General features: G+C 66.6%; 21 protein-coding genes. 11 read left to right on the plus strand and 10 right to left on the minus strand.

Going from position 1 to position 21,695, the window contains the following annotated elements:
* From BMI01S_RS29970 to BMI01S_RS30005, 8 genes are all read left to right on the plus strand, one after another.
* Positions 1 to 2,200, plus strand: a 2,200-nt coding sequence (locus tag BMI01S_RS29970; RefSeq protein WP_042291584.1) for a DUF4118 domain-containing protein, incomplete at its 5' end; no start/stop codon positions are given.
* Entirely contained in the window at positions 2,193 to 2,891 is a 699-nt protein-coding gene (kdpE, locus tag BMI01S_RS29975; RefSeq protein WP_028210434.1) for a two-component system response regulator KdpE, read from the plus strand. The genes BMI01S_RS29970 and kdpE, both read left to right, overlap by 8 nt.
* Positions 2,892 to 2,992: 101 nt before the next feature.
* Positions 2,993 to 3,313, plus strand: a complete 321-nt coding sequence (sugE, locus tag BMI01S_RS29980; protein ID WP_028210433.1) for a quaternary ammonium compound efflux SMR transporter SugE — start codon at positions 2,993 to 2,995, stop codon at positions 3,311 to 3,313.
* A 224-nt stretch (positions 3,314 to 3,537) separates the two neighbouring features.
* A complete protein-coding gene (locus BMI01S_RS29985; protein ID WP_028210432.1) occupies positions 3,538 to 4,152 on the plus strand; it encodes a DUF4126 domain-containing protein in 615 nt (204 codons plus the stop codon).
* 170 nt (positions 4,153 to 4,322) lie between these two features.
* Positions 4,323 to 6,866, plus strand: a complete 2,544-nt coding sequence (locus BMI01S_RS29990) for an ABC transporter permease (RefSeq protein WP_028232278.1) — start codon at positions 4,323 to 4,325, stop codon at positions 6,864 to 6,866.
* A 97-nt stretch (positions 6,867 to 6,963) separates the two neighbouring features.
* Positions 6,964 to 7,374: a group II truncated hemoglobin gene (locus tag BMI01S_RS29995; protein ID WP_028210430.1), complete on the plus strand. Its 411-nt coding sequence runs from the start codon at positions 6,964 to 6,966 to the stop codon at positions 7,372 to 7,374.
* Positions 7,375 to 7,575: 201 nt separating this feature from the next.
* On the plus strand, positions 7,576 to 8,313 hold the full coding sequence (locus BMI01S_RS30000; RefSeq protein WP_028210429.1) for an alanyl-tRNA editing protein: 738 nt from the start codon (positions 7,576 to 7,578) through the stop codon (positions 8,311 to 8,313).
* Positions 8,310 to 8,891 (plus strand): DUF924 family protein, encoded by a 582-nt coding sequence (locus BMI01S_RS30005; RefSeq protein ID WP_042291592.1) that lies wholly within the window; start codon positions 8,310 to 8,312, stop codon positions 8,889 to 8,891. Before BMI01S_RS30000 ends, BMI01S_RS30005 begins: the two co-directional genes overlap by 4 nt.
* Before the next feature lie 19 nt (positions 8,892 to 8,910).
* Here the strand turns inward: BMI01S_RS30005 and BMI01S_RS30010 are convergent, their stop codons facing one another.
* From BMI01S_RS30010 to BMI01S_RS30055, 10 genes are all read right to left on the minus strand, one after another.
* The gene (locus BMI01S_RS30010; RefSeq protein ID WP_028232279.1) at positions 8,911 to 9,657 is read right to left on the minus strand and encodes an SDR family oxidoreductase; all 747 of its coding nucleotides are present in this window, start codon (positions 9,655 to 9,657) and stop codon (positions 8,911 to 8,913) included.
* Between the two features lie 79 nt (positions 9,658 to 9,736).
* On the minus strand, positions 9,737 to 10,321 hold the full coding sequence (locus BMI01S_RS30015; protein ID WP_028232280.1) for an LOG family protein: 585 nt from the start codon (positions 10,319 to 10,321) through the stop codon (positions 9,737 to 9,739).
* A gap of 13 nt (positions 10,322 to 10,334) precedes the next feature.
* Positions 10,335 to 11,057, minus strand: coding sequence for a TetR/AcrR family transcriptional regulator (locus tag BMI01S_RS30020; protein ID WP_028210426.1), 723 nt, complete (start codon positions 11,055 to 11,057; stop codon positions 10,335 to 10,337).
* 210 nt (positions 11,058 to 11,267) lie between these two features.
* Entirely contained in the window at positions 11,268 to 11,981 is a 714-nt protein-coding gene (locus BMI01S_RS30025; RefSeq protein WP_244145317.1) for a diacylglycerol kinase, read from the minus strand.
* Between the two features lie 110 nt (positions 11,982 to 12,091).
* Positions 12,092 to 13,123 carry a glycosyltransferase family 4 protein gene (locus BMI01S_RS30030; protein ID WP_028210424.1) on the minus strand — a complete coding sequence of 344 codons (1,032 nt, stop codon included), beginning with the start codon at positions 13,121 to 13,123 and terminating at the stop codon, positions 12,092 to 12,094.
* A 143-nt stretch (positions 13,124 to 13,266) separates the two neighbouring features.
* Positions 13,267 to 14,226 (minus strand): UDP-2,3-diacylglucosamine diphosphatase, encoded by a 960-nt coding sequence (locus tag BMI01S_RS30035; RefSeq protein WP_028210423.1) that lies wholly within the window; start codon positions 14,224 to 14,226, stop codon positions 13,267 to 13,269.
* A 109-nt stretch (positions 14,227 to 14,335) separates the two neighbouring features.
* Positions 14,336 to 14,914, minus strand: coding sequence for an RDD family protein (locus BMI01S_RS30040; RefSeq protein ID WP_042291594.1), 579 nt, complete (start codon positions 14,912 to 14,914; stop codon positions 14,336 to 14,338).
* Positions 14,915 to 15,091: 177 nt separating this feature from the next.
* Positions 15,092 to 15,919 (minus strand): DUF3106 domain-containing protein, encoded by an 828-nt coding sequence (locus BMI01S_RS30045; RefSeq protein ID WP_028232281.1) that lies wholly within the window; start codon positions 15,917 to 15,919, stop codon positions 15,092 to 15,094.
* A gap of 26 nt (positions 15,920 to 15,945) precedes the next feature.
* On the minus strand, positions 15,946 to 16,374 hold the full coding sequence (locus tag BMI01S_RS30050; RefSeq protein ID WP_028210421.1) for a DUF3619 family protein: 429 nt from the start codon (positions 16,372 to 16,374) through the stop codon (positions 15,946 to 15,948).
* Positions 16,371 to 16,934, minus strand: a complete 564-nt coding sequence (locus BMI01S_RS30055; protein ID WP_028210420.1) for an RNA polymerase sigma factor — start codon at positions 16,932 to 16,934, stop codon at positions 16,371 to 16,373. Before BMI01S_RS30055 ends, BMI01S_RS30050 begins: the two co-directional genes overlap by 4 nt.
* Positions 16,935 to 17,331: 397 nt before the next feature.
* On the opposite strand from BMI01S_RS30055, the gene BMI01S_RS30060 reads away from it, so the two are divergent.
* From BMI01S_RS30060 to ilvC, 3 genes are all read left to right on the plus strand, one after another.
* Positions 17,332 to 19,110, plus strand: coding sequence for an acetolactate synthase 3 catalytic subunit (locus BMI01S_RS30060; RefSeq protein WP_028210419.1), 1,779 nt, complete (start codon positions 17,332 to 17,334; stop codon positions 19,108 to 19,110).
* A gap of 114 nt (positions 19,111 to 19,224) precedes the next feature.
* Positions 19,225 to 19,716, plus strand: coding sequence for an acetolactate synthase small subunit (gene ilvN / locus BMI01S_RS30065; RefSeq protein WP_028210418.1), 492 nt, complete (start codon positions 19,225 to 19,227; stop codon positions 19,714 to 19,716).
* A 123-nt stretch (positions 19,717 to 19,839) separates the two neighbouring features.
* Positions 19,840 to 20,856, plus strand: coding sequence for a ketol-acid reductoisomerase (gene ilvC / locus BMI01S_RS30070; RefSeq protein WP_028205689.1), 1,017 nt, complete (start codon positions 19,840 to 19,842; stop codon positions 20,854 to 20,856).
* Positions 20,857 to 21,695: the final 839 nt, after the last annotated feature.

The raw sequence follows: 21,695 nt of genomic DNA on the forward strand, positions 1-21,695 counted from the left end.
GATGCGCGAGTATCGCGCCGACCGCTCGATCCAGCACGTGTGGCAGGCGCGCGAGCGCCTGCTCGTCTGCGTCGGGCCGGGGCCCGAGGCGAACGCGCTGGTGCGCGCCGCCGCGCGGCTGGCGGCGAGCCTGAAGGCGGACTGGATCGCCGTGTATGTGGAGACGCCGAGGCTCCAGCGCCTGCCCGATGCGGTCCGCGAGCGCACGCTCGGCGCGCTCAAGCTCGCTTCCGAACTGGGCGCCGAAACGGCGACGCTCGCGGGTGCAGACGCGGCGACCACGCTGGTCGGTTACGCGCGGCTGCGCAATGTGTCGAAGCTCGTGGCGGGCGGATCGCTGCGCACCGGCATTTCACGCTGGCTCAAGCGCTCGTTCGGCGAGCGTCTCGCGGAGAAGGCCGGCGACGTCGATCTCACGCTGGTGCGGGCAAAAGCGGGTGAGACGGTACGCGCGAGCGGCGAGCAAGGCGCGGCAAGCGCGGCCGCGCGCGCCGCCAATGCCTGGCGCGAAGCGCTCGCGGTGGGCGGCGCGGAGCGCTCGCCGCCGCGCGCCTATGCGGCCGCGCTCGCGATCTGCGCCGGCGTGACGCTCGTCGCGAGCATGTTGATCGACCGCATCGATCTCGCGAACCTCGTGATGCTGTATCTGCTCGGCGTGATCTTCGCGGCGACGAAGCTCGGGCGCGGGCCGGGCGTGATGCTCTCGTTCGCGAGCGTCGCGGCGTACGACTTTTTCTTCGTGCCGCCGCGCATGTCGTTCTCGGTCTCCGACACGCAATATCTGCTGACCTTCGTCGGCATGCTGCTGACCTCGCTCGTCATCAGCCACCTCACGTCGAGCCTGCGCCGCGAGGCGAGCGTCGCGCAGCGGCGCGAGCAGCGCACGGGCGCGATGTATGCGATGGCGCGCGAGCTGGCCGCGGCGCTCACCACCGAGCAGATCGTGGCGATCGGCAGCCGGCACGTGAGCGAGGTGTTCGGCGCGCGCGTGGCACTGCTCTTGCCCGATAGCGTCGACAAGGTGCAGCAGAAGATCGAGGAGCCCGATCCGAAGATCATGCTCGATGCCGAAAACCTCGACCTCGACGTGGGGCAGTGGGTGTACGACCAGCAAAAGCCCGCCGGCCACGGCACCGACACGCTGCCGGCGGCCGCCGCGCGCTATTTGCCGCTCAGGGCGCCGATGCGCACGCGCGGCGTGCTCGCCGTCGTGCCCCGCGACGCTCGCGAGCTGCACGTGCCCGAGCAGCAGCGCATGCTCGACGCGTTCGCGGCGCAGATCGCGCTCGCGCTCGAGCGCGTGCACTACGTGGACATCGCGCGCGACGCGCTCGTCAACATGGAATCGGAGCGGCTGCGCAACTCGCTGCTTTCCGCCATCTCGCATGACTTGCGCACGCCGCTCACGGCGATCGTCGGCTTCTCGTCGATGCTCGCGCAAACGCATGAGCCGGCCGACATGCCGCGCGACTCGCGCTCGAGCGAACTGATCGAGGCGATCCACGACGAGGCACTGCGCATGACGGGGATCGTCACGAACCTGCTCGATATGGCGCGGCTGCAGGCGGGCAGCCTGAGGCTCAACCGCCAGTGGACGGTGCTCGAGGAAACCGTGGGGGCGGCGCTCGCCGCCTGCCGCCGGGTGCTCGCGCACCACCCGGTGCAAGTGAAGCTCGAACCAGGCTTGCCGCTGCTGCAACTCGATGCCGTGCTGATGGAGCGGCTCTTCTCGAACCTGCTCGAAAACGCGGCCAAGTACACGCCCGCCGACACGCCGCTCACCATCGCCGCGCGGCGTGTGGAGGAGGGCGGCCAGCCGTTCGTGCGCGTCTCGGTCGAGGACAACGGGCCGGGTCTTCCACCGGGCATGGGCGAGCGCGTGTTCGAAAAATTCACGCGCGGCGAGAAGGAGTCGGCGAAGCCCGGCATCGGGCTCGGGCTCGCGATCTGCCGGGCGATTGTGGAGGCCCATGGGGGTACAATCGGCGCGGCCAATCGCGTCGCCGCCGACGGCCGCGTGGAAGGCGCGACGTTCTGGTTCGCGCTGCCCGTGGAGACGCCGCCGCCGCTTCCCGCGGATGTGGCTGAGTCGCCGGCGCCGCTCGATACGCTCGAAGCGTTGAACGAGCCGGAATCCGAGCCCGCCCCGAGGACGCCCGCGGCGCAGACAACCGACGATCCCAAATCCGCCCATGAGTGACCCGAGCATCGCCGTTGTCCTGATCGAAGACGAAAAGCAGATTCGCCGTTTCGTGCGCACGTCGCTAGAAGACGAGGGGATCGTCGTGCACGACGCCGAGACCGGCAAGCAGGGCCTCGTCGAGGCGGCCACGCGCAAGCCCGATCTCGTGATCGTCGATCTGGGGCTGCCCGACACCGATGGGCTCGACGTGATCCGCGAACTGCGCGGCTGGAGCGACCTGCCCGTGATCGTGCTCTCGGCGCGCACCCAGGAAAGCGAGAAGGTGGCCGCGCTCGACGCCGGCGCCGACGACTACCTCACGAAGCCATTCGGTGTTTCGGAACTGCTCGCGCGCATTCGCGCCCAGTTGCGCCGTCGCAACCGCGGCGGCGCGAACGAAGCGCCGCAAGTGAGCTTCGGCGGCGTGAGCGTCGACCTCGGATTGCGCCAGGTCACGCGCGACGGCGCGCCGGTGCACCTCACGCCCATCGAGTACCGCCTGCTCGCCACGCTCGTGCGCGACGCCGGACGCGTGCTCACGCACCGGCAGCTTCTGCGCGAGGTCTGGGGGCCGTCGCATGTGGAGAGCAGCCATTACCTGCGGATCTACATGGCGCATCTGCGGCAGAAACTGGAGCGCGACCCCGCGCAGCCCGAGCACATCATCACCGAGACAGGCGTGGGATATCGGCTGGTCGGTGTGCAGTAGTCCTTCACCTCGCCGGTGCTATGATTACAGTTTCGTAAGGACGGCCTTGCGCGTATCGATTTCATCGGGGACGGCCCCATTTTTTGAATGGAGCGTTCCCCATGTCCTGGTTTCTTCTCCTTATTGCTGGCCTGCTCGAAGTGGCGTGGGCCGCCGGTCTCAAATCCTGCGAAGGTTTCACGCGATTCTGGCCCTCGGTGTTCACCGTCGTTACGGCGCTGGGCAGCTTCGTGCTGCTTGCCATGGCGATGCGGCAGCTGCCGCTCGGCACCGCCTATGCGGTGTGGACGGGCATCGGCGCGGTCGGTGCGTTCGTGCTCGGCATCGTCATGCTGGGCGAGACGGTGAGCGCCATGCGCGTGGCGAGCGCCGCGCTGATCGTGGTCGGTCTCGTTGGCATGAAGCTTTCTTCGGCCGTCTGAGTCGACTACAGCCGCAAATTCGCTGTGCATACCTTGACGAGGAGCTTGTGCCGCGGCTGCGCAACACCCGCTGCGGCACCGCAGCGAGGGTGGCTATAATGGAACGGTCATAACCCGATAACACTCCGCGCCGCATGAGCGGCGAGCATGCGCGTGTCGCTCATGCTCTCCCGCTTCAGACGCGGAGCGCCGGCGCCCCGGCCGCGCCGCGCGAGGAGGCAGCCATGCTGGAACCACTTTCGCTAGCGGCGGGCCTGTCCTGGGGCAGCGGCCTGCGCCTCTATCTCACCGTGCTGCTGGCCGGGGTACTGCAGCGCCTTGGGCTCATCCATCTGCCCGACACGCTTGCCGTGCTCGCATCGCCATGGGTGATCGGCATTGCCGCGGTGCTCACGGTGCTCGAATTCCTCGCCGACAAGATCCCCGCATTCGACTCGCTGTGGGACGCGGTGCATACCTTCATTCGCATTCCGGCCGGTGCCGTACTCGCGGCCGGCTCGCTCGGCCATGCCGACCCGGCGCTGTTGACCGTCGCCGCGCTCGCGGGCGGCACGCTCGCGGGCACGGCGCATCTCGCCAAGGCCGGCACGCGCGCACTCATCAATCTATCGCCCGAGCCCGTGTCGAACGTCGTCACGTCGACTGCCGAGGACGGCATGACGTTCGTGGGCGTCCTGCTCGCGTTCTTCGTGCCGCTGCTCTTCCTCGTCATGCTGGTGGCGTTTCTCGTGCTGGCGGGCTGGGCGCTGCCGCGCCTGTGGCGCGGCGTGCAGGGCGGCTTCCGCGGCATGGCAGCGCACATGGTCTCGCGGCTTTCGTTGCGAGGTCATCACGATTGAGCGGCGGCGCGCCTTCTTCCCCCAACAGCAGGCCTGCGCGTAGCGACGGTGGCCCGGGGCTCGTCCAGGACGAGCCGCCCGGGGCGAACGGCGACCGGGGCGGCACGCATCGGTCCGCCGCCGTGCGGGCCACGCCGGGCTGGTCCGATCTCGTGCATCTTTCCGCACGGATGACGGCGCGCGACTGGCGAGCGGGCGAGCTGACGATGCTGCTGTTCGCGCTGGTGCTCGCCGTGGCCGCGCTAGCCAGCGTGGGTTTTCTCGCCGACCGGCTGCAGCGCGGCCTCGAACGCGATGCCCGGCGCATGATCGCGGCGGACTTCATCGTGCGCGCCGATCATCCCGTCGATCCAATGTTTGCGCGCGAGGCGCAAGCGCTGGCGTTACGCACGGCGACCACCGCCATTTTCCCGAGCATGGTCAGCTCGGGCGCGCCATCCGCTTTCGCAGCATCCGGCGCCGCCGCAAGTGCGACGGCCTCGCGCCTTGCGGCCATCAAGGCTGTCTCGGCCGGCTATCCGCTGCGCGGCGCGCTGCGCATCGCGGCCGCGCCGGGGGCGTCCGACCACGCGGCGCAGGGCATTCCGCCGCCCCGCACCGTCTGGGTCGACGACGAGTTGCTCGAAGCGCTCAAGGTGCACATCGGCGATACCGTCAAGGTCGGCACGCGCACCTTCACGGTGAATGCGCTCATCACGAAAGAACTCGACCGCGGATTTTCGTTCGTGAACTTCTCGCCGCGCCTCATGATGCGCGCGGACGAAGTCGCGTCGACGGGTTTGATCGGCTATGGCAGCCGCGTGACTTACCGACTGCTGGTGGCGGGCGCCGATCCGGCCGTCGCGCAGTTCGCGTCCTGGGCGCATGCGCGCGTGGAGGGCGGCAAGATGCGCGGCGTCGCGCTCGAATCGCTCCAGGACGGCCAGCCGCAAGTACGTGAGACGCTCGATCGCGCACGCCACTTCCTCACGCTCGTCTCGCTCCTCACTGCTTTGCTTGCGGCGGTTGCGATCGCCATGGCCGCGCATCGGTATACGCGCCGCCATCTCGACGCCTGCGCCGCCATGCGTTGCCTCGGCGCGAGCCAGCGCACGCTGCGCACACTCTTCGTGCTGGAATTCGCGGGTCTCGGGCTCGTGGGCGGCGCGCTCGGCGTCGCGCTCGGCTATGCGGGGCATCTCGCGCTGCTCGCATGGCTCGGCAATCTCATCGACGTCGTGCTGCCGCAGCCCGGCCCGTTGCCCGTGATCGAGGGCATCGCCGCGGGACTGGTGCTGTTGCTGGGCTTCGCGCTCCCGCCGCTCTTGCCGCTCACGCGCGTGCCGCCGGTGCGGGTGCTGCGACGCGAGTGGGGCGACGAAGGGCGCGCCGCGTGGGCAGCGTATGGCGTGGGGATTGCGCTCTTCGCGGGGCTCCTCGTGCTCGCGGCGGGGGAGCTGAAGCTCGGCGGCATCGTGGCCGGTGGCTTCGCCATCGGGCTGCTCGTATTCGCGAGCGTGGCGCGCGCGGCGCTCTGGTGCGCGGCGCGCGTGGCGCGCAGTGGACGCCTGGGCGGTCAGACGCGCGCCGGCGTGGGCTGGCGCTATGCGCTGGCGTCGCTCGAGCGGCGGCCCGGCGCGAGCGCGCTGCAGATCACGGCGCTCGCCATCGGCTTGATGTGCCTCTTGTTGATCGCGATGACACGCAACGATCTCGTCGAAGGCTGGCGCAAGTCCACGCCGCCCGACGCGCCCAACGAGTTTCTCATCGACATCCAGCCCGATCAGCGCGGCGCCGTGGCCAGCTGGCTGCGCACGCACGGCATTGCGGGAATGACCGATAGCGACCTCCAGCCGATGGTTCGCGGGCGCCTCATTTCGATCAACGGCAAGCCCGTGAATCCCGACTCGTACAAGAGCGAGGACGCGCGGCGGCTCGTAGACCGCGAATTCAATCTCTCGTATACGACTACGCTGCCCGACGACAACCGCATCGAGGCGGGCACCTGGTACGGCGATTCCAGTGCGCCGCAGCTTTCGATCGAGCAGGGCCTTGCGAAGCTCATCGGCGTCAAGCCCGGCGACGTGCTGAAGTTCGACGTGACCGGCCTCGAAGTGACGGCGCCCGTGACGAGCGTGCGCAAGCTCGACTGGGGTTCTTTCAAGGTGAACTTCTTCGTCCTGATGCCGCCCGGGCTGCTGCGCGATTTTCCTGCGACATACATCACGAGCTTTCACCTGCCGCCCGCGCAGCGCGGGGTCGTGGATGGCCTCGTGGCGCGCTATCCGAACGTTACCGCCATCGACATCGCGCCGATCCTCGCGCAGATCGAACGCGTGCTGGAGCAGGTGATCGGCGCCGTGCAGTTCCTCTTTCTCTTCACGCTGGCGGCAGGCGTGCTGGTGCTCTACGCGGCGCTCGCAGGCACGCGCGACGAACGCATGCGCGAGTCGGCGCTGCTGCGTGCGTTGGGCGCGTCGCACCGGCAGGTCCGCACGGTGCAGGTGGCCGAATTCATCTCCGTGGGCGCGCTCGCGGGGCTCATGGCGGCGATCGGCGCGCAGGCCGTCGGCTCGGTGCTCGCCACGCACGTCTTCCAGTTCTATCTCCCGTTCGATCCATGGGTCTTGCCGGCCGGCATCGCGGCGGGCGTGGTCTGCGCGGGCGTGGGGGGCTGGATCAGCCTGCGGCACGTGCTCGCGCGGCCGGCATTGCAATCGCTGCGCGACGCGTGACGCGCCAGCCCGCGCCGCGCCACTATGCGAAAATCGCTGCTTGCCGGCGGCGCGATGGCGCGCTTGGCCGTCCCTCATTTCGCATTGTATTGACCGTATGACCGATCCCGCTGACGAAGCGCCGCAAAAACCCACGGCCTTCGAACTCGTCGGCGGCGAGGCGCGCGTGCGCGAGCTCGTCGACCGTTTCTATGACCTGATGGACCTCGAAGCCGAATTCGCGGGCATCCGCGCGATGCATCCGCAAACGCTCGATGGTTCGCGCGACAAGCTGTTCTGGTTCCTTTGCGGCTGGCTCGGCGGCCCGGACCACTATATCGAGCGCTTCGGGCATCCGCGCCTGCGTGCGCGTCATCTGCCGTTCGCGATCGCCTCTTCGGAGCGCGACCAGTGGCTGCGCTGCATGGCCTGGGCGATGGAAGACGTCGGCCTGCCCGAGCCGCTGCGCGAGCGCCTGCTCCATTCGTTTTTCGATACGGCCGACTGGATGCGCAATCATCCGGGCTGAGGCGGTGCCCGGTTGGAGCCGGGTCGGCTGCGCTCCATTGTGCCGGTTCGTGGGCCAGTACAGTCAGGCGCTCACGGATTGCGGCTGTCCGGCGAGGACGTCTGCTACGCGGCCATAATGGCCTTTTGGCGAGGCGGTTTGGGTTAGACGCGGATTGCGCGCCGCACGGCCACCCGTAGACGGAACAAGGAGACACCCTCGATGACGACCACCCGCGCGCTCTTTCGCGAAGACGCCTATCTCACGCATTGCGAGGCGACCGTGCTCGCCGTCGGCGACGACGGCGTGCGCCTCGACCAGACCGTGTTCTATCCGCTCGGCGGCGGCCAGGCCGGCGACACGGGCGCGCTGGTGCTCGCCGACGGCACGCGCATCGAGATCGCCGACACGCGCAAGGCAAAGTTCGACGGCGCGACGCCCGACGACGCGTTGCACGTCCCCGCGCCCGGGCAGGAAGCGCTCCTCGCGCGCCTCGCCGCCGGCGCACGCGTGCGCGCCGAGATCGACTGGGCGCGCCGCCATCGGCATATGCGTCTGCATACGGCGAGCCATCTGATGTGCGCGGTGCTGCCTTACCCCGTGGACGGTTGCAGCATCACGACCGACTACGCGCGCCTCGACTTCGCGACCGTCGAGCCTATCGAGCGCGAGACGGTGGAGGCGCGGCTCGCCGAGCTCGTCTCGGGCGCGCATCCGGTGGCGACCGAATGGATCACCGACGACGAGATGGCGCAACGCCCCGACCTCGTGCGCACGATGAGCGTCAAGCCGCCGATGGGCCTTGGCCGCGTGCGTCTGCTGCGTATCGAAAACGTCGACTTGCAGCCCTGTGGCGGCACCCACGTGCGCAACACGCAGGAGATCGGCGGGCTGCGCGTCGCGAAGCTCGAGAAGAAGAGCGCACGCACGCGGCGCCTCGTCCTCGAACTCGTGCAATGAATCCCGGTCCGCGCGCGGTGCTCGACTTCTGGTTCGGTGCGCCGGGCACGGAGGAATTCGGGCGGGAGCGCAAGATGTGGTTCCGCAAACGCGCGGTGTTCGACGCACAGTTGCGCGAACGCTTCGGCGCGCTGGTCGACGCCGCCCACGCGGGCGAACTCGACGCCTGGTGCGCGACGCCCGAGGGGGCGCTCGCGCTCGTGATCGTGCTCGACCAGTTTTCGCGCAACTGCCATCGCGGCACGCCGCGCGCGTTCGTCGCCGACGAGAAGGCGCTCGCGATCGCGCGCGCGATGGTGGCGAGCGGCGCCGATCTGCGCTTGCCCACGCTGCAGCACCGCGCGTTCGCCTACTTGCCCTTCGAGCATGCCGAGAGCATCGAGGCGCAGCGCGAGTCGCTGCGGCTCTTCGGCGAGCTGGCAAAAGATCCGGAAGGTCGGGGCTACTACGATTACGCGGTGCAGCACGCGAAGGTCATCGAACGCTTCGGGCGCTTTCCGCATCGCAATGCGCAACTCGGGCGCGCGTCCACGGACGAGGAAACGGCATTCCTGCGCGAACGCGGTTCATCGTTCTAGCGAACGTCAGCGCGTTTCTTCAGCGACCGCCGCTCACGTCGACGAGGGCGCCCGTCACATAGGACGCGGCGTCGCTCAGCAGCCACACGATCGTTTGCGCGACTTCGTCGGCGCTGCCGGGCCGGCCGAGCGGCGTTTGCGCGCCGAGCACGGCTGCGCGCTCGGGGCGGCCGCCGCTCGCGTGGATCTCGGTATCGATGAGGCCGGGGCGCACCGCGTTCACTCGCACGCCCTGGGGGCCGAGTTCCTTGGCGAGGCCGATCGTCATCGTGTCGATTGCGCCTTTCGACGACGCATAGTCCACATACTCGTTGGGCGAGCCAAGCCGCGCCGCCGCGGAAGAGACGTTCACGATCACGCCGCCGTCGCCGCCGCGGTCCTTCGACATGCGCCGCGCCGCTTCCCGCGCGCACAGGAATGCGCCATAGACGTTCACGTCGAACATGCGCTTCAGGCGCTCGGCGCTCATGTCGGCGACCTGGCTACCGGGCGCGACGATGCCCGCGTTGTTCACGAGCGCGTCGATCCTGCCATAGGCCGATTCGAGCGTGTCGAACATCGCGATGACATCGGCCTCGCTCGCCACGTCGCCGCGCAGCACGCGCGCGTGACCGCCGGCGCGGCCCACCTCGGCGGCGGTTTCGTCGGCGGCCGGCTCGTTGTGGAGATAGTTGACGCCCACGGTCCAGCCGTGTGCGCCGAGGAGGCGCGCCGTCGCGCGGCCGATGCCGCGGCTCGCGCCGGTGATCAGGGCAACCTTGCTCATTGCGATGCACTCATGGTGATGACTGCGCGTAGTGACTCGGGTTGGTCTGCGCCAATGGCGCCATGCGATCCGACGGGGATCAAACGTTCTCGCGCTGCTGCGCCCACTTGTCTTTCGCGGGCGCGTGGTAGCGCTTGAGCTTCGCGATCAGCGCGACGGGGTCGCTGTCGGTTTGCAGCATATCGCGGTAGGTCTGGCGCATGAAGCCTTCGCGCACGGTGTGATCGAGCAGCGCCATGAGCGGATCGTAGAAGCCGCCGATATTGAGCACGCCCACGGGCTTGCGGTGATAGCCGAGCTGCGCCCAGGTGTAGACCTCGAACAGCTCTTCGAGCGTGCCCGCGCCGCCCGGCAACGCGACGAAAGCGTCGGAGAAATCGGCCATCATTTTCTTGCGCTGGTGCATGTCGGGCACGACGTGCAGCTCGGTCAGGCCCGCGTGGCCCACTTCCTTGTCGACCAGCAACTCGGGAATCACGCCGATGGCGCGGCCGCCGCCCGCCATCACGGTGTCGGCGATCACGCCCATCAGGCCTACCTTGCCGCCGCCGTAGACGAGCGCGAGATTCGCGGCGACGAGCGCGCGGCCGAATGCCTGCGCCGCTTCGGTGTGGATCGGGTTGGCTCCAGGCGAGGAGCCGCAATATACGCAGACTGCTTTCATTCGGCTTTGGCCTTTATTCGCGGTTGTCTTTCGCTGTGTTCGCACCCTCGCGCGGCGGCAGGTAATCGTAGAACTCGCGCTTCGCGAGCTTGCCCGAAACGAGGTCGTCGAACAGTTCGCGCGCGCGGCCGCGCAGGTACGGCGCCATCAGCGAGACGATCTGCACGCTGACCTGATGCAGCTCGTCGCGAATCGCTGCCTGGTCGTTGTACTTGCGCGGGTTCATCACGAACTGGTACGACAGCCAGTAGGTGGCGATCACGCCGATGTTGGTCGAGATCACGTCGATCTCGGCGGGCGTGGCGACCATTTCGCCGTCTTCCACGAGCTGCTCGCAGAACTGCTTCGCGAAGTGCACCTTGTGGCTGATGATCCGCTTGAAGTGCATTTCCAGCGTGCGGTTGCGCGCGAGCAGATCGTTCAGGTCGCGATACAGAAAGCGGTAGCGCCACGTGAAATCGACCATGTACTGGAGATAGGCCCACATCTCGTCGATGGTGGCGCGATGGTCTTCGGGAAAACGCAGACGCTTGTCGATCTCCTGCTCGAACTGGCTGAAGATGCTGTTGATGATGTCGTCTTTGTTGCGGAAGTGGTAATACAGGTTGCCTGGACTGATCTCCATTTCCTCGGCGATGGTCGTCGTGGTGACGTTCGGCTCGCCGATCTCGTTGAACAGCTTCAGCGACAGCTCGAGAATCCGTTCGCGTGTGCGGCGGGGAGGTTTGGCTTCCATGTCGTCCGGCCCTGAAAATGCTATGCCGGGCTCAGGCGCCCCGCCAGTGCGTTGCGGTGCGCGCGGCCCGGGCGCGGTTGGTCGTTATGAGACTGTCGTTCGATTATAAACCGACGGCCCGCGCGCACCGCCAGCTTGCGCCAGAAGGGCAAGAGCGGAGGCAAGGCGATGCGCCCGCGGGTTGCCGCGCGTGTCGCGAGTCAGGCGCCGCTAAAGCACGCCGAGCCCGTGCAGCAGCAACGGGCCGAAACGGGGCACGAGGATCAGCCCCCAGGTCATCACGCAGAGCAGCAAGGCGACCGTCACGGCCGCGCTGCCCAGGTCTTTGGCGCGGCCCGAGAGCTCGTTGCGTTCGAGACCGATGCGGTCCACGGCGTTCTCGATGCCCGAATTGAGCAGCTCGACGATCAGCACCAGCATGACGGAGCCAAGCAGCAGCACCCGCTCGACGGGCTCGACCGGGACGAACACGCCGATCGGCACGAGGATGGCCGCGAGCGTGAGCTCCTGGCGAAACGCGCTCTCTTCGCGGATTGCGGCGCGAAAGCCCTTGATCGAATACTTGAGCGCCTTCCATGCGCGCGTGACGCCGCGGTTGCCCTTGTACGGGTTGAAGGGCAACGGGGCGAGTGGATCATCGGGGCCGAGCGGCTCGTGCAGGTGCGGGGGCTCGGGAGGCTCGGGCGCGGCGGCCGGTGCAACCGGCGTCGTGGGAATTTGCGGGGCGTTCCGGGTTGCGGGCAGCGGCGTAGCGTCAGCAGTGGGCGCAGGTGCAGAAGCCGGAGCAGAACCGGGCACGCGCGGATCGAGCGCCTCGGCCGTCCGCGCGGTGCGTGCAGCGCCGCCGGCGCCAGGGCGGCCCGACGGGCTCGCGCTGTGGGCGCCTGGGGCACTGTGCGGCGGGAAGGGGGAACGTGGCGTCATGGCGGTGCGCTGGTGTGTTGCAGTATTGCACGATGCGGTCGCGCCCGGGGCGTCCGTGTCCCCGGCGTGCCTGCTGACGGTCGAGGCGCGGGCCATGGCCGGCCTGGCGCTCAGGCCGAGGCGCTCGAAGGCTCCATCGTCGCGCGCGAACGCGGCTTGAGGTGCGAGGCAAACTGCTCGGAGGCCGCGCGCCACGAGAAGCGCTCGGCCCATGCGCGTGCCTCGGCGCGGCCGATCTTGAGCGCTTCGAGGCACGCTTCGCGCAGGTCTTCGTTCATGGCGCCTGCGCCGCCGTTGCCGAGCACGTCGATGGGGCCCGTCACCGGATAGGCGGCCACCGGCGTGCCGCATGCGAGCGATTCGAGCAGCACGAGGCCAAAGGTGTCGGTGCGGCTCGGGAACACGAACACGTCGGCGGCGGCATAGACCTTCGCGAGCTCGGGCTGGCTCAGGACCCCCAGGTAATTTGCCTGGGGATAGCGCGACTTCAGCTCGGCGAGCGCCGGGCCTTCGCCGCACACCCATTTCGAGCCGGGCAGATCGAGCTTGAGGAACGCCTCGACGTTCTTCTCCACGGCTACGCGGCCCACGTAGAGGAAGATCGGGCGCGCCGTGTTGAGCACCTTCGATTCCATCGGCCGGAAGATGTCGAGGTCCACACCGCGCGTCCACAGCACGACGTTCGTGAAACCGAACTTTTCGAGGTCGGTCTTCACGACGGGCGTGGGCGCCATCACCGCGAGCGACGGCTTGTGGAACCAGCGCAGGAAGCGGTAGGTCGCCGAAAGCGGAACGCCGAAGCGCGCCTGCACGTACTCGGGAAAGCGCGTGTGGTAAGCGGTCGTGAACGGCAAGTCGTGTTCGATCGCGTAACGCCGCGCGGCGAGTCCGAGCGGCCCCTCGGTCGCGACGTGGATGGCATCGGGCCCGAACGCGCTGATGCGCTCGCGCAGACGCCGCCTGGGAAACAGCGAGAGCCGGATTTCCGGGTAGGTGGGGCACGGCACCGTGCGGAACTCGAGCGGCGTGAGCATTTCGACCTGATGCCCGAGCGCGACCAGTTCGCGCGTCGTGTTCTTCAGCGTTCGAACCACGCCGTTGACCTGAGGCTCCCATGCATCGGTCACGATCATTACTTTCATTGGCCGTCGGCCCTCTCGTTGTGCGGTTATGGGTGCGTGACGCAGCGGCTGTGGGCTGCTGCGGCCGGTGTTGCTGTCCATACGGTTTCAAGCGCGGCGTCAAGCGCGCTGCCGAACGCGCTGTCGAATGCGCGCTTTGACGATCAAGCCGCGCTCACGCGGGCCTTGCGCGTTGAGGCCTGAGCCTCCGGCGCACGCATCACGGTCCAGTAGACGATGCGCAGTTCGCCTTCGAACGTCTCGACGAGCGCCGAGAGGCTCTCCACCCAGTCGCCGTCGTTGCAGTAGAGCATGCCGTCGATGTCGCGGATCTCGGCCTTGTGGATGTGGCCGCAGACCACGCCGTCGCAGCCGCGCCGGCGCGCTTCGTCGGTCATCACGCGCTCGAACGAGGAGATGAAGTTCACCGCGTTCTTCACCTGGTGCTTGAGGTACTGCGAGAGCGACCAGTACTGGAACCCGAGCTTCGCGCGAATGCGGTTGAACCAGCGGTTGAGCACGAGAATCAGCGTGTAAGCCGAGTCGCCGAGGTAGGCGAGCCATTTGGCGTGCTGGATCACGCCGTCGAAGAGGTCGCCGTGCACGACCCACAGGCGCTTTCCGGAGAGCGTCGTGTGGAAGGCTTCTTCGCGCACGTGAATGTCGCCGAACGCGAGATTGCAGAACTGGCGCGCGCTCTCGTCGTGGTTGCCCGGGATGTAAAACACCTGGGTGCCCTTGCGCGCCTTGCGCAGCACCTTCTGCACGACGTCGTTGTGCGCCTGCGGCCAGTACCAGCCTTTCTTCAACTGCCATCCGTCGATGATGTCGCCCACGAGATACAGGTACTCCGACTCGTTGTGGCGCAGGAAATCGAGGAGATACGACGCCTGGCAGCCGCTCGTCCCAAGATGGACATCGGAGAGCCAGATCGTGCGATAGCGGGTCGGGTCGGGGTGATCGTCGTCGCGGGAGCCGGTGGCGGGGGCGTCGTCGATCGACGACGGTGGCAAGGGCGGTGCGGGAAAAGTGGCGCCGCCGGGAGACGGGTGGAACGTGGCGGAGTCGGTGCCTCGTCCGGTGGTCTGCCGGAACAGGGTGGTCGCTGACGTCTTTTGGGCCATGGCGCGCGCGGCAGGTTGGAATACGCGCATTGCGCCATGCCGCCGTGACGGCAACATGACAGTCACGAGACGGTCTCGTTACGCAGTCCTGCGTTGTGCTCAACGGCTGCTATCTGGCGGCAACGCGGGGGCTTTCAGCGCGCTGAGCCGACGCGCCCTGTCGCGCAATTGCGACAATGCGGGTGCCCGCGATACGGTCGTGGAGGAACTGCCGGTCGTGGGCGAAGCGGGCGCTCGCGGCCCAGATCACGAACCAGCAGGCTGCGAGCACGAGCGTGTGGGGAATCGAAAGACCGAGCAGCGGGTGCAGCACGAGAGGCGGCAGGAACCACAGCCAGGCGGCGAGGTAGCGCAGCACCGCTCGCGCGAGGGTGGGCGGCTTGCCGTCCGGGCCGACCACGCGCAGGCGCCAGGTTTGCATCGGCAGCGTCTGCCCGCCCTTGTGCCAGAAGCCGACGAAATACGCGCCGGCCACGCAGATGATCCAGGCTGCCATCAGGTTGTGATGCGTGTAGCCGTTGCGCTGCTGCAAGGCGAGGCTGAACGCGAGCCCCGCTGCGAACACGACGCCGAAGAGCAGCACGCTCTCGTAGACGAGCGCGGCCAGACGGCGGCGAATCGAGACGGATGCGCGTTCAGGGGGCGGGGCGATGGGCTGCTTGCTGGCGGCTTGGGCGCTTTCGGACACGATGGCGTCGGTTCGTGGACGGGACGCCCAAGCATAACCGCGAAAGCGCACACGATGAAACGGTGGGAACGCGGCGGCGGGTTAACGATAAATGCGCGATCAATGCGCGATCACTGCGCGTGAATGCGCGTGAATGCGCGTGAATGCGCGTGAATGCGCAAGCGCTAATGGAGCGCTTCAGGACCCCTTGAACGCCGCGGGCGCTTCGGCGGGCGAGACGGGGATCGGCGTGGCAGGCACGAAGCTGCCAGCGGCTGGAACGCCTGCCGCGAAAGACGATGCCGTCGGCGCTTCGCCCGGCGCACCAGGCGTTGCGGGCCCGAGGCCCGAACCCGCGCCGCTCGCGCCGGCGGCGCCCGACGCCCCAGTCACGCCCGCGGGTGCGTGCGGCAGTCCGCGATGATCGCGCTCGTTCACGAGCCGTTCGATATCGCGAATCTCGCTCTTGTTGCCGGTGGGCGGCGCGCTCACGACGGTGGGCCGGCGCTTGCGCTCGCTGGCTGCGAGGCGCTCCTTCTGCTCTTCGGGGAGTTGCTGGTAAGCCTTCCAGGCGCGCTGGCGCGCCTGCGCGGGCAGTTCCTTCGACACCTGGTAATTCTCGCGGGCGACGCGGCGCTGCTCGGGCGTCATGCGCACCCATTCGGCCATGCGCTCATGCAGGCGCTTTTGCGCATCGGGTGACATCTTTGGGTACCGCGACGCGATCTTCAGCCATTTGCGCTTGCGCTCGTCGCTGAATTCGTTCCATTCGGAGGCGAAAGGAGCGAGCGCCGCGTGCTGCGCATCGCTCAGATGGGCCCAGGCAAGCGGGTTGTCCCGGCCGGGCAGGGGGGTGAACGCGGTCGTGAGCGAAGTCTCCGGCGCTGGCGCTTTCGCCGGTGCGGCGGCACCCGCCGCGTTTTCGTCGGCCGGCGCGGGGTGAAAGCGCGGGTAGGTCGCCACATACGACACGGCTGCCGCGACCACACATCCAATGACAACGGCCAGGCCGCGCTTGTAACTCACCCCGTTGGTCTCCTGCTCAGATTTGCTTAATGCGCGCGCGTCAGATACGCGTTGAACCCGTGATCGAGGTAGGCAGTGAGCGGAAGGTCGTCGCTCAGCATGGCCGCGTCGATGTCGGCGAGTTCAGCGGTGCGTTGCTGATCTTCGAAGTACGCGATGGCAAAGAGGCCCGCCACGAGCGCCGCGAGCGGCCAGGCGAGCGCGAAGCGCGCGAGCGCCGAACGGCGCCGCGCGGGCTGGCGCGACGGCGTGCCGGACAGGCCGCCGACGCCGGCCGCGGCGAGCGCTGGCGCGCGCACGAGGACGTACTCGGCCTTCTTGCGGGCGAGTGCGGTCTTTCGTGCGGCGGCGAGTCGGGCGGTGGTGCCGGCGGGCAGGTTGGCGGCACTCTCGTCGAGCGCACGGCGCATCTCCCGCACGAACTCTAGTTCTTTGTTTTCGAGGGCGGTGCTCATAGCGTGATTCCTTTGGCCTTGAGCGCTTGAGCCAGCGTATGAGTGGCCCGGGAGCAGTGCGTTTTCACGCTGCCTTCGGAGCAGCCCATTGCAGCGGCAGTCTCAGCGACATCCATATCCTCCCAGTAACGCATCAGAAACGCCTCCCGTTGACGTGCCGGTAATTTCTGGATTTCGTCGTCGATCATCTGGAGCACCTGCGCGCGTTCGATCTGCTGCTCGCTGCTCTCGGCCCCTGCCGTTCCTTGCCCGGCTTCGAAGGTCTCGAGGGGATCGAACTCCTCGTCGTCGGCGTTGCCGAGCGACGAAAACAAACTCACCCACGTATTGCGTACTTTCTGCCGACGAAAATAATCGTGCATCGTATTTTGCAAAATACGCTGAAAGAGCAGGGGGAGTTCGGCGGGTGGTCGGTCTCCGTATTTTTCGGCGAGCTTGATCATCGCGTCCTGCACGATGTCGAGCGAGGCGTCGTCGTCCCTTACGGCGTAGACCGTCTGCTTGAACGCGCGTCTTTCGACGCCCGCCAGAAAGTCGGCGAGTTCCTTGTCTGATGCCATCCGTTGCAGGGCGCCGCCGCCGGCGTACGCGTAATCGTTCGAAAAAATGTCGTAAAACCCGCGGATCCTAGCAAATTTTTGCAGCCACTGGGTAGCGGAAGGGCCTTGGGGCTGCGCCGCATCATGGCGCTGCATACCGCGCCGGCTTCACTTGCGGGACCTGGCATGCGCCGCGAGCCGTGCGCGAGCGCAACGATCGTGCCCGGCGCCGCAAGAATTGCTTGACCGAAGTGCGCCGAGCCGCTATCTTCGACGGTTCGCAACATAAGTGACTTGTCTCAATTCAGGTGTGGCCCATGAGGCTCATCTGTCAACTGGACGCGCCGCTTGAACCCGAGCCACAAGCCCGGCAGAGAGCACCCGATCAATTTTTTGCCGAAAATTCGAAAGGTGAATGATGAATATGCCCAGCGCGGAATTCTCCACGTCGGTCCCCTCTTCTCAAGAATCTGACCCCCAAGGCAGCACTCAATCCATCGGCGGCACCGTGCTGATGAAGGCGCTCGCCGACGAGCAGGTCGAATTCATCTGGGGCTACCCCGGCGGCTCGGTACTTTACATCTACGACGAGCTTTACAAGCAGGACAAGATCCAGCACGTTCTCGTGCGCCACGAACAGGCAGCCGTTCACGCCGCCGACGCCTACGCGCGTTCGACCGGCAACGTGGGCGTGTGTCTCGTGACCTCGGGGCCTGGTGTCACCAATGCGGTGACGGGCATCGCGACGGCCTATATGGACTCGATCCCGATGGTGATCATCAGCGGCCAGGTGCCCACCGCCGCGATTGGTCAGGACGCCTTCCAGGAGTGCGATACGGTCGGCATCACGCGTCCCTGCGTGAAGCACAACTTCCTCGTGAAGGACGTGCGCGATCTCGCCGCCACCGTCAAGAAAGCTTTCTATATTGCGCGCACCGGCCGTCCCGGCCCCGTGCTGATCGACATTCCGAAGGACGTGTCGAAGGCGCCGTGCACGTACGAACCGGTGAAGAGCGTCTCGCTGCGCTCCTACAACCCGGTCACCAAGGGCCATTCGGGGCAGATCCGCAAGGCGGTCTCGCTGCTCCTCTCGGCGAAGCGTCCGTATATCTATACCGGCGGCGGGATCATCCTCGCCGATGCGTCGCGTGAACTGAACCAGTTCGCGGACCTGCTCGGCTACCCGGTCACGAACACGCTGATGGGTCTGGGCGGCTACCGCGCGAGCGACCGCAAATTCCTCGGCATGCTCGGCATGCACGGCACCTACGAAGCCAACATGGCGATGCAGCACTGCGACGTGCTGATCGCGATCGGCGCGCGCTTCGACGACCGTGTGATCGGCGACCCGGCGCACTTCGCTTCGCGCCCGCGCAAGATCATTCACATCGACATCGACCCGTCGTCGATCAGCAAGCGCGTGAAGGTCGACATCCCCATCGTCGGCGACGTCAAGGAAGTGCTCAAGGAGCTCATCGAGCAGCTGCAGCACGCCGAGCACGGCCCCGATACCGAGGCGCTCGCCGCCTGGTGGAAGGACATCGAAAGCTGGCGCGAGAAGAACTGCCTCAAGTTCGACCGCGGCAGCGAAATCATCAAGCCGCAGTACGTGGTCGAAAAGGCGTGGGAACTCACGGGCGGCAACGCGTTCGTGTGCTCGGACGTCGGCCAGCACCAGATGTGGGCCGCGCAGTTCTACCGCTTCAACCAGCCGCGCCGCTGGATCAACTCGGGCGGCCTCGGCACCATGGGCTTCGGCCTGCCGGCGGCGATGGGCGTGAAGATGGCCCACCCCGACGACGACGTGCTGTGCATCACGGGCGAAGGCTCGATCCAGATGTGCATCCAGGAGCTGTCGACCTGCAAGCAGTACGACACGCCCGTGAAGATCATCTCGCTGAACAACCGCTACCTCGGCATGGTTCGCCAGTGGCAGCAGATCGAATACAGCAAGCGCTATTCGCATTCGTACATGGATGCGCTGCCCGACTTCGTGAAGCTCGCCGAAGCGTATGGCCACGTCGGCATGCGGATCGAAAAGACGGCTGATGTGGAGCCGGCGCTCAAGGAAGCGCTGCGCCTGAAGGACCGCACGGTGTTCCTCGATTTCCAGACCGACCCTTCCGAAAACGTCTGGCCGATGGTACAGGCCGGCAAGGGCATCACCGAGATGCTGCTCGGCTCGGAAGACCTCTAACGGTATTTGCACGGCGCCGTTCCGACTTCGCGCGGCGCGCGTCCACACAACGGGCGCGCGGGTTCGCGGGGAAGGGCGGCAACCACGCTAACTGGACAAATCGCGGATCACATCATGAGACACATCATTTCCGTTCTGCTGGAAAACGAGCCGGGCGCCCTCTCGCGCGTGGTCGGCCTCTTCTCCGCACGCGGCTACAACATCGAAACCTTGACGGTGGCACCGACCGAAGACCGTTCGCTGTCGCGCATGACCATCGTTTCCATTGGCTCGGACGACGTGATCGAACAGATCACGAAGCATCTGAACCGCCTGATCGAGGTGGTGAAGGTGGTCGACCTTACCGAGGGCGCCCACATCGAGCGCGAGCTGATGCTGATCAAGGTAAGGGCGGTCGGCAAAGAACGTGAGGAGATGAAGCGGATGGCGGATATTTTCCGCGGGCGCATCATCGACGTCACCGAAAAGACCTACACGATCGAACTGACGGGTGCGAGCGACAAGCTCGACGCGTTCATCGAGGCGCTCGACGCCACCGCGATTCTCGAAACCGTCCGTACGGGCAGCTCGGGCATCGGGCGCGGAGAGCGCATTCTGAAGGTGTGACCCGACCACAGTCGATCTTGCACCGGAACCTGACCGGATGCGGCTGTCACGAGACGCGGCATCCGGTGCAGCACAAGCTGATAGCAGTACCGAAATTCACCAGACTCTCGCCAAGGAACCAACATGAAAGTTTTCTACGACAAGGACGCCGATCTCTCCCTCATCAAGGGCAAGCAGGTCACGATCATCGGTTACGGCTCGCAAGGCCACGCCCACGCGCTGAACCTGAAGGACAGCGGCGTGAACGTCACGGTTGGCCTGCGCAAGAACGGCGCATCGTGGAGCAAGGCTGAGAACGCCGGTCTCCAGGTCAAGGAAGTGGCCGAAGCGGTGAAGAACGCCGACGTCGTCATGATGCTGCTGCCCGACGAGCAGATCGCCGACGTGTACGCGAAGGAAGTCCACGCGAACATCAAGAACGGCGCAGCGCTCGCGTTCGCGCACGGCTTCAACGTCCACTACGGCCAGGTGATTCCGCGCGCCGATCTCGACGTCATCATGATCGCTCCGAAGGCGCCGGGCCACACGGTTCGCGGCACCTACTCGCAAGGCGGCGGCGTGCCCCATCTGATCGCTGTCCACCAGGACAAGTCGGGCGCAGCGCGCGACATCGCCCTGTCGTACGCAGCGGCGAACGGCGGCGGCCGTGCCGGCATCATCGAAACGAACTTCCGCGAAGAGACCGAAACCGACCTGTTCGGCGAGCAAGCCGTGCTGTGCGGCGGTACGGTCGACCTGATCAAGGCGGGTTTCGAAACGCTGGTCGAAGCGGGCTACGCGCCGGAAATGGCGTACTTCGAGTGCCTGCACGAACTGAAGCTGATCGTCGACCTGATCTACGAAGGCGGCATCGCCAACATGAACTACTCGATCTCGAACAACGCCGAGTACGGCGAGTACGTGACGGGCCCGCGCGTCATCACGGCCGAGACGAAGAAGGTCATGAAGGAAGTCCTCAAGGACATCCAGACCGGCGAATACGCGAAGAGCTTCATCCTCGAGAACAAGGCCGGCGCGCCGACGCTGCAATCGCGCCGCCGCCTCGGCGCAGAGCACCAGATCGAAGTGGTCGGTGCGAAGCTGCGCGCGATGATGCCGTGGATCGCCGCGAACAAGCTCGTCGACCAGTCGAAGAACTAATCTGACGTTGCAGCGCTGAATCGCGCGCGGCATCCGGTCGCTTCAAAAGCCGCCGCGCGACAGCAAACGCCGAGTCAGACCCGAAAAAGCCGCCCAGGTGGGATGAACCCTGGGCGGCTTTTGCTATCCTACGGTTTTCAGTGCGACACGCACGCTCGTGTCCGTCAGCCCCACGTTACGGGGCATCGACTAGCGGTGCTGGAGGCGTCAGCAAGAGCCTAACCGGCCGCGAAAAGTGCACTGTGGGCCTCACGAAGCCCGTTTGTCTCTGCACTTTCTTTTGGTAGCGAAGCGAGCCCTGTGGAATCTCACCGGGTCCGCACATTGCATTGACCTGACTACCGTCAGGTCCCGCCCAGTCAGCGGCTTCATCTCCGCCGACAGGGCGGGGTGATGTTTGCAATTCCTGCGCCGTCAGGCAACGGAGTCGCTAGACGATACGAGCGAAAGCTCGGTGTGTCATTGTTCAACCCCGTCGGCAATCTCGGCGGGTGCAGTGAACCTGCTGTACGACCAGCAGTAGCCTAGGAAGACATGCGTCACTGGCAACGGTGGGGTGTGAAGCTCTTCTGACAATGTAGCCCCCGGAAGTTCGGGCGGATGGCTGTCGCGAGACGGTCATTCGGAGACTCCAAGCAGCGTCGGGGTCGAGGAGCTAGGCTGGCTGATATGGTTAACGTAAGTGAACTGCTGATAAACCTCGTAAGTAGGACGGTGCCAAAGCTGCTGACAGGCATCAACCAAAAGGTGTGCGGTCGGATACCCCGCTTGAAATTCGGGTTACGTCGTCGGAGACCGCCGGGGAATAGGCAGAACCTAAGTCGGTCCTGTGACATGCC

Source organism: Paraburkholderia mimosarum LMG 23256 = NBRC 106338 (assembly GCF_000739815.1).
Lineage (GTDB): Bacteria > Pseudomonadota > Gammaproteobacteria > Burkholderiales > Burkholderiaceae > Paraburkholderia > Paraburkholderia mimosarum.

Excerpts from the sequence above, each read along its gene's own strand:
- kdpE (WP_028210434.1), top strand. The coding sequence starts at position 2,193 with ATGAGTGACCCGAGCATCGCCGTTGTCCTGATCGAAGACGAAAAGCAG.
- sugE (WP_028210433.1), top strand. The coding sequence starts at position 2,993 with ATGTCCTGGTTTCTTCTCCTTATTGCTGGCCTGCTCGAAGTGGCGTGG.
- BMI01S_RS29985 (WP_028210432.1), top strand. The coding sequence starts at position 3,538 with ATGCTGGAACCACTTTCGCTAGCGGCGGGCCTGTCCTGGGGCAGCGGC.
- BMI01S_RS29990 (WP_028232278.1), top strand. The coding sequence starts at position 4,323 with ATGACGGCGCGCGACTGGCGAGCGGGCGAGCTGACGATGCTGCTGTTC.
- BMI01S_RS29995 (WP_028210430.1), top strand. The coding sequence starts at position 6,964 with ATGACCGATCCCGCTGACGAAGCGCCGCAAAAACCCACGGCCTTCGAA.
- BMI01S_RS30000 (WP_028210429.1), top strand. The coding sequence starts at position 7,576 with ATGACGACCACCCGCGCGCTCTTTCGCGAAGACGCCTATCTCACGCAT.
- BMI01S_RS30005 (WP_042291592.1), top strand. The coding sequence starts at position 8,310 with ATGAATCCCGGTCCGCGCGCGGTGCTCGACTTCTGGTTCGGTGCGCCG.
- BMI01S_RS30010 (WP_028232279.1), bottom strand. The coding sequence starts at position 9,657 with ATGAGCAAGGTTGCCCTGATCACCGGCGCGAGCCGCGGCATCGGCCGC.
- BMI01S_RS30015 (WP_028232280.1), bottom strand. The coding sequence starts at position 10,321 with ATGAAAGCAGTCTGCGTATATTGCGGCTCCTCGCCTGGAGCCAACCCG.
- BMI01S_RS30020 (WP_028210426.1), bottom strand. The coding sequence starts at position 11,057 with ATGGAAGCCAAACCTCCCCGCCGCACACGCGAACGGATTCTCGAGCTG.
- BMI01S_RS30025 (WP_244145317.1), bottom strand. The coding sequence starts at position 11,981 with ATGACGCCACGTTCCCCCTTCCCGCCGCACAGTGCCCCAGGCGCCCAC.
- BMI01S_RS30030 (WP_028210424.1), bottom strand. The coding sequence starts at position 13,123 with ATGAAAGTAATGATCGTGACCGATGCATGGGAGCCTCAGGTCAACGGC.
- BMI01S_RS30035 (WP_028210423.1), bottom strand. The coding sequence starts at position 14,226 with ATGGCCCAAAAGACGTCAGCGACCACCCTGTTCCGGCAGACCACCGGA.
- BMI01S_RS30050 (WP_028210421.1), bottom strand. The coding sequence starts at position 16,374 with ATGAGCACCGCCCTCGAAAACAAAGAACTAGAGTTCGTGCGGGAGATG.
- BMI01S_RS30055 (WP_028210420.1), bottom strand. The coding sequence starts at position 16,934 with ATGGCATCAGACAAGGAACTCGCCGACTTTCTGGCGGGCGTCGAAAGA.
- BMI01S_RS30060 (WP_028210419.1), top strand. The coding sequence starts at position 17,332 with ATGAATATGCCCAGCGCGGAATTCTCCACGTCGGTCCCCTCTTCTCAA.
- ilvN (WP_028210418.1), top strand. The coding sequence starts at position 19,225 with ATGAGACACATCATTTCCGTTCTGCTGGAAAACGAGCCGGGCGCCCTC.
- ilvC (WP_028205689.1), top strand. The coding sequence starts at position 19,840 with ATGAAAGTTTTCTACGACAAGGACGCCGATCTCTCCCTCATCAAGGGC.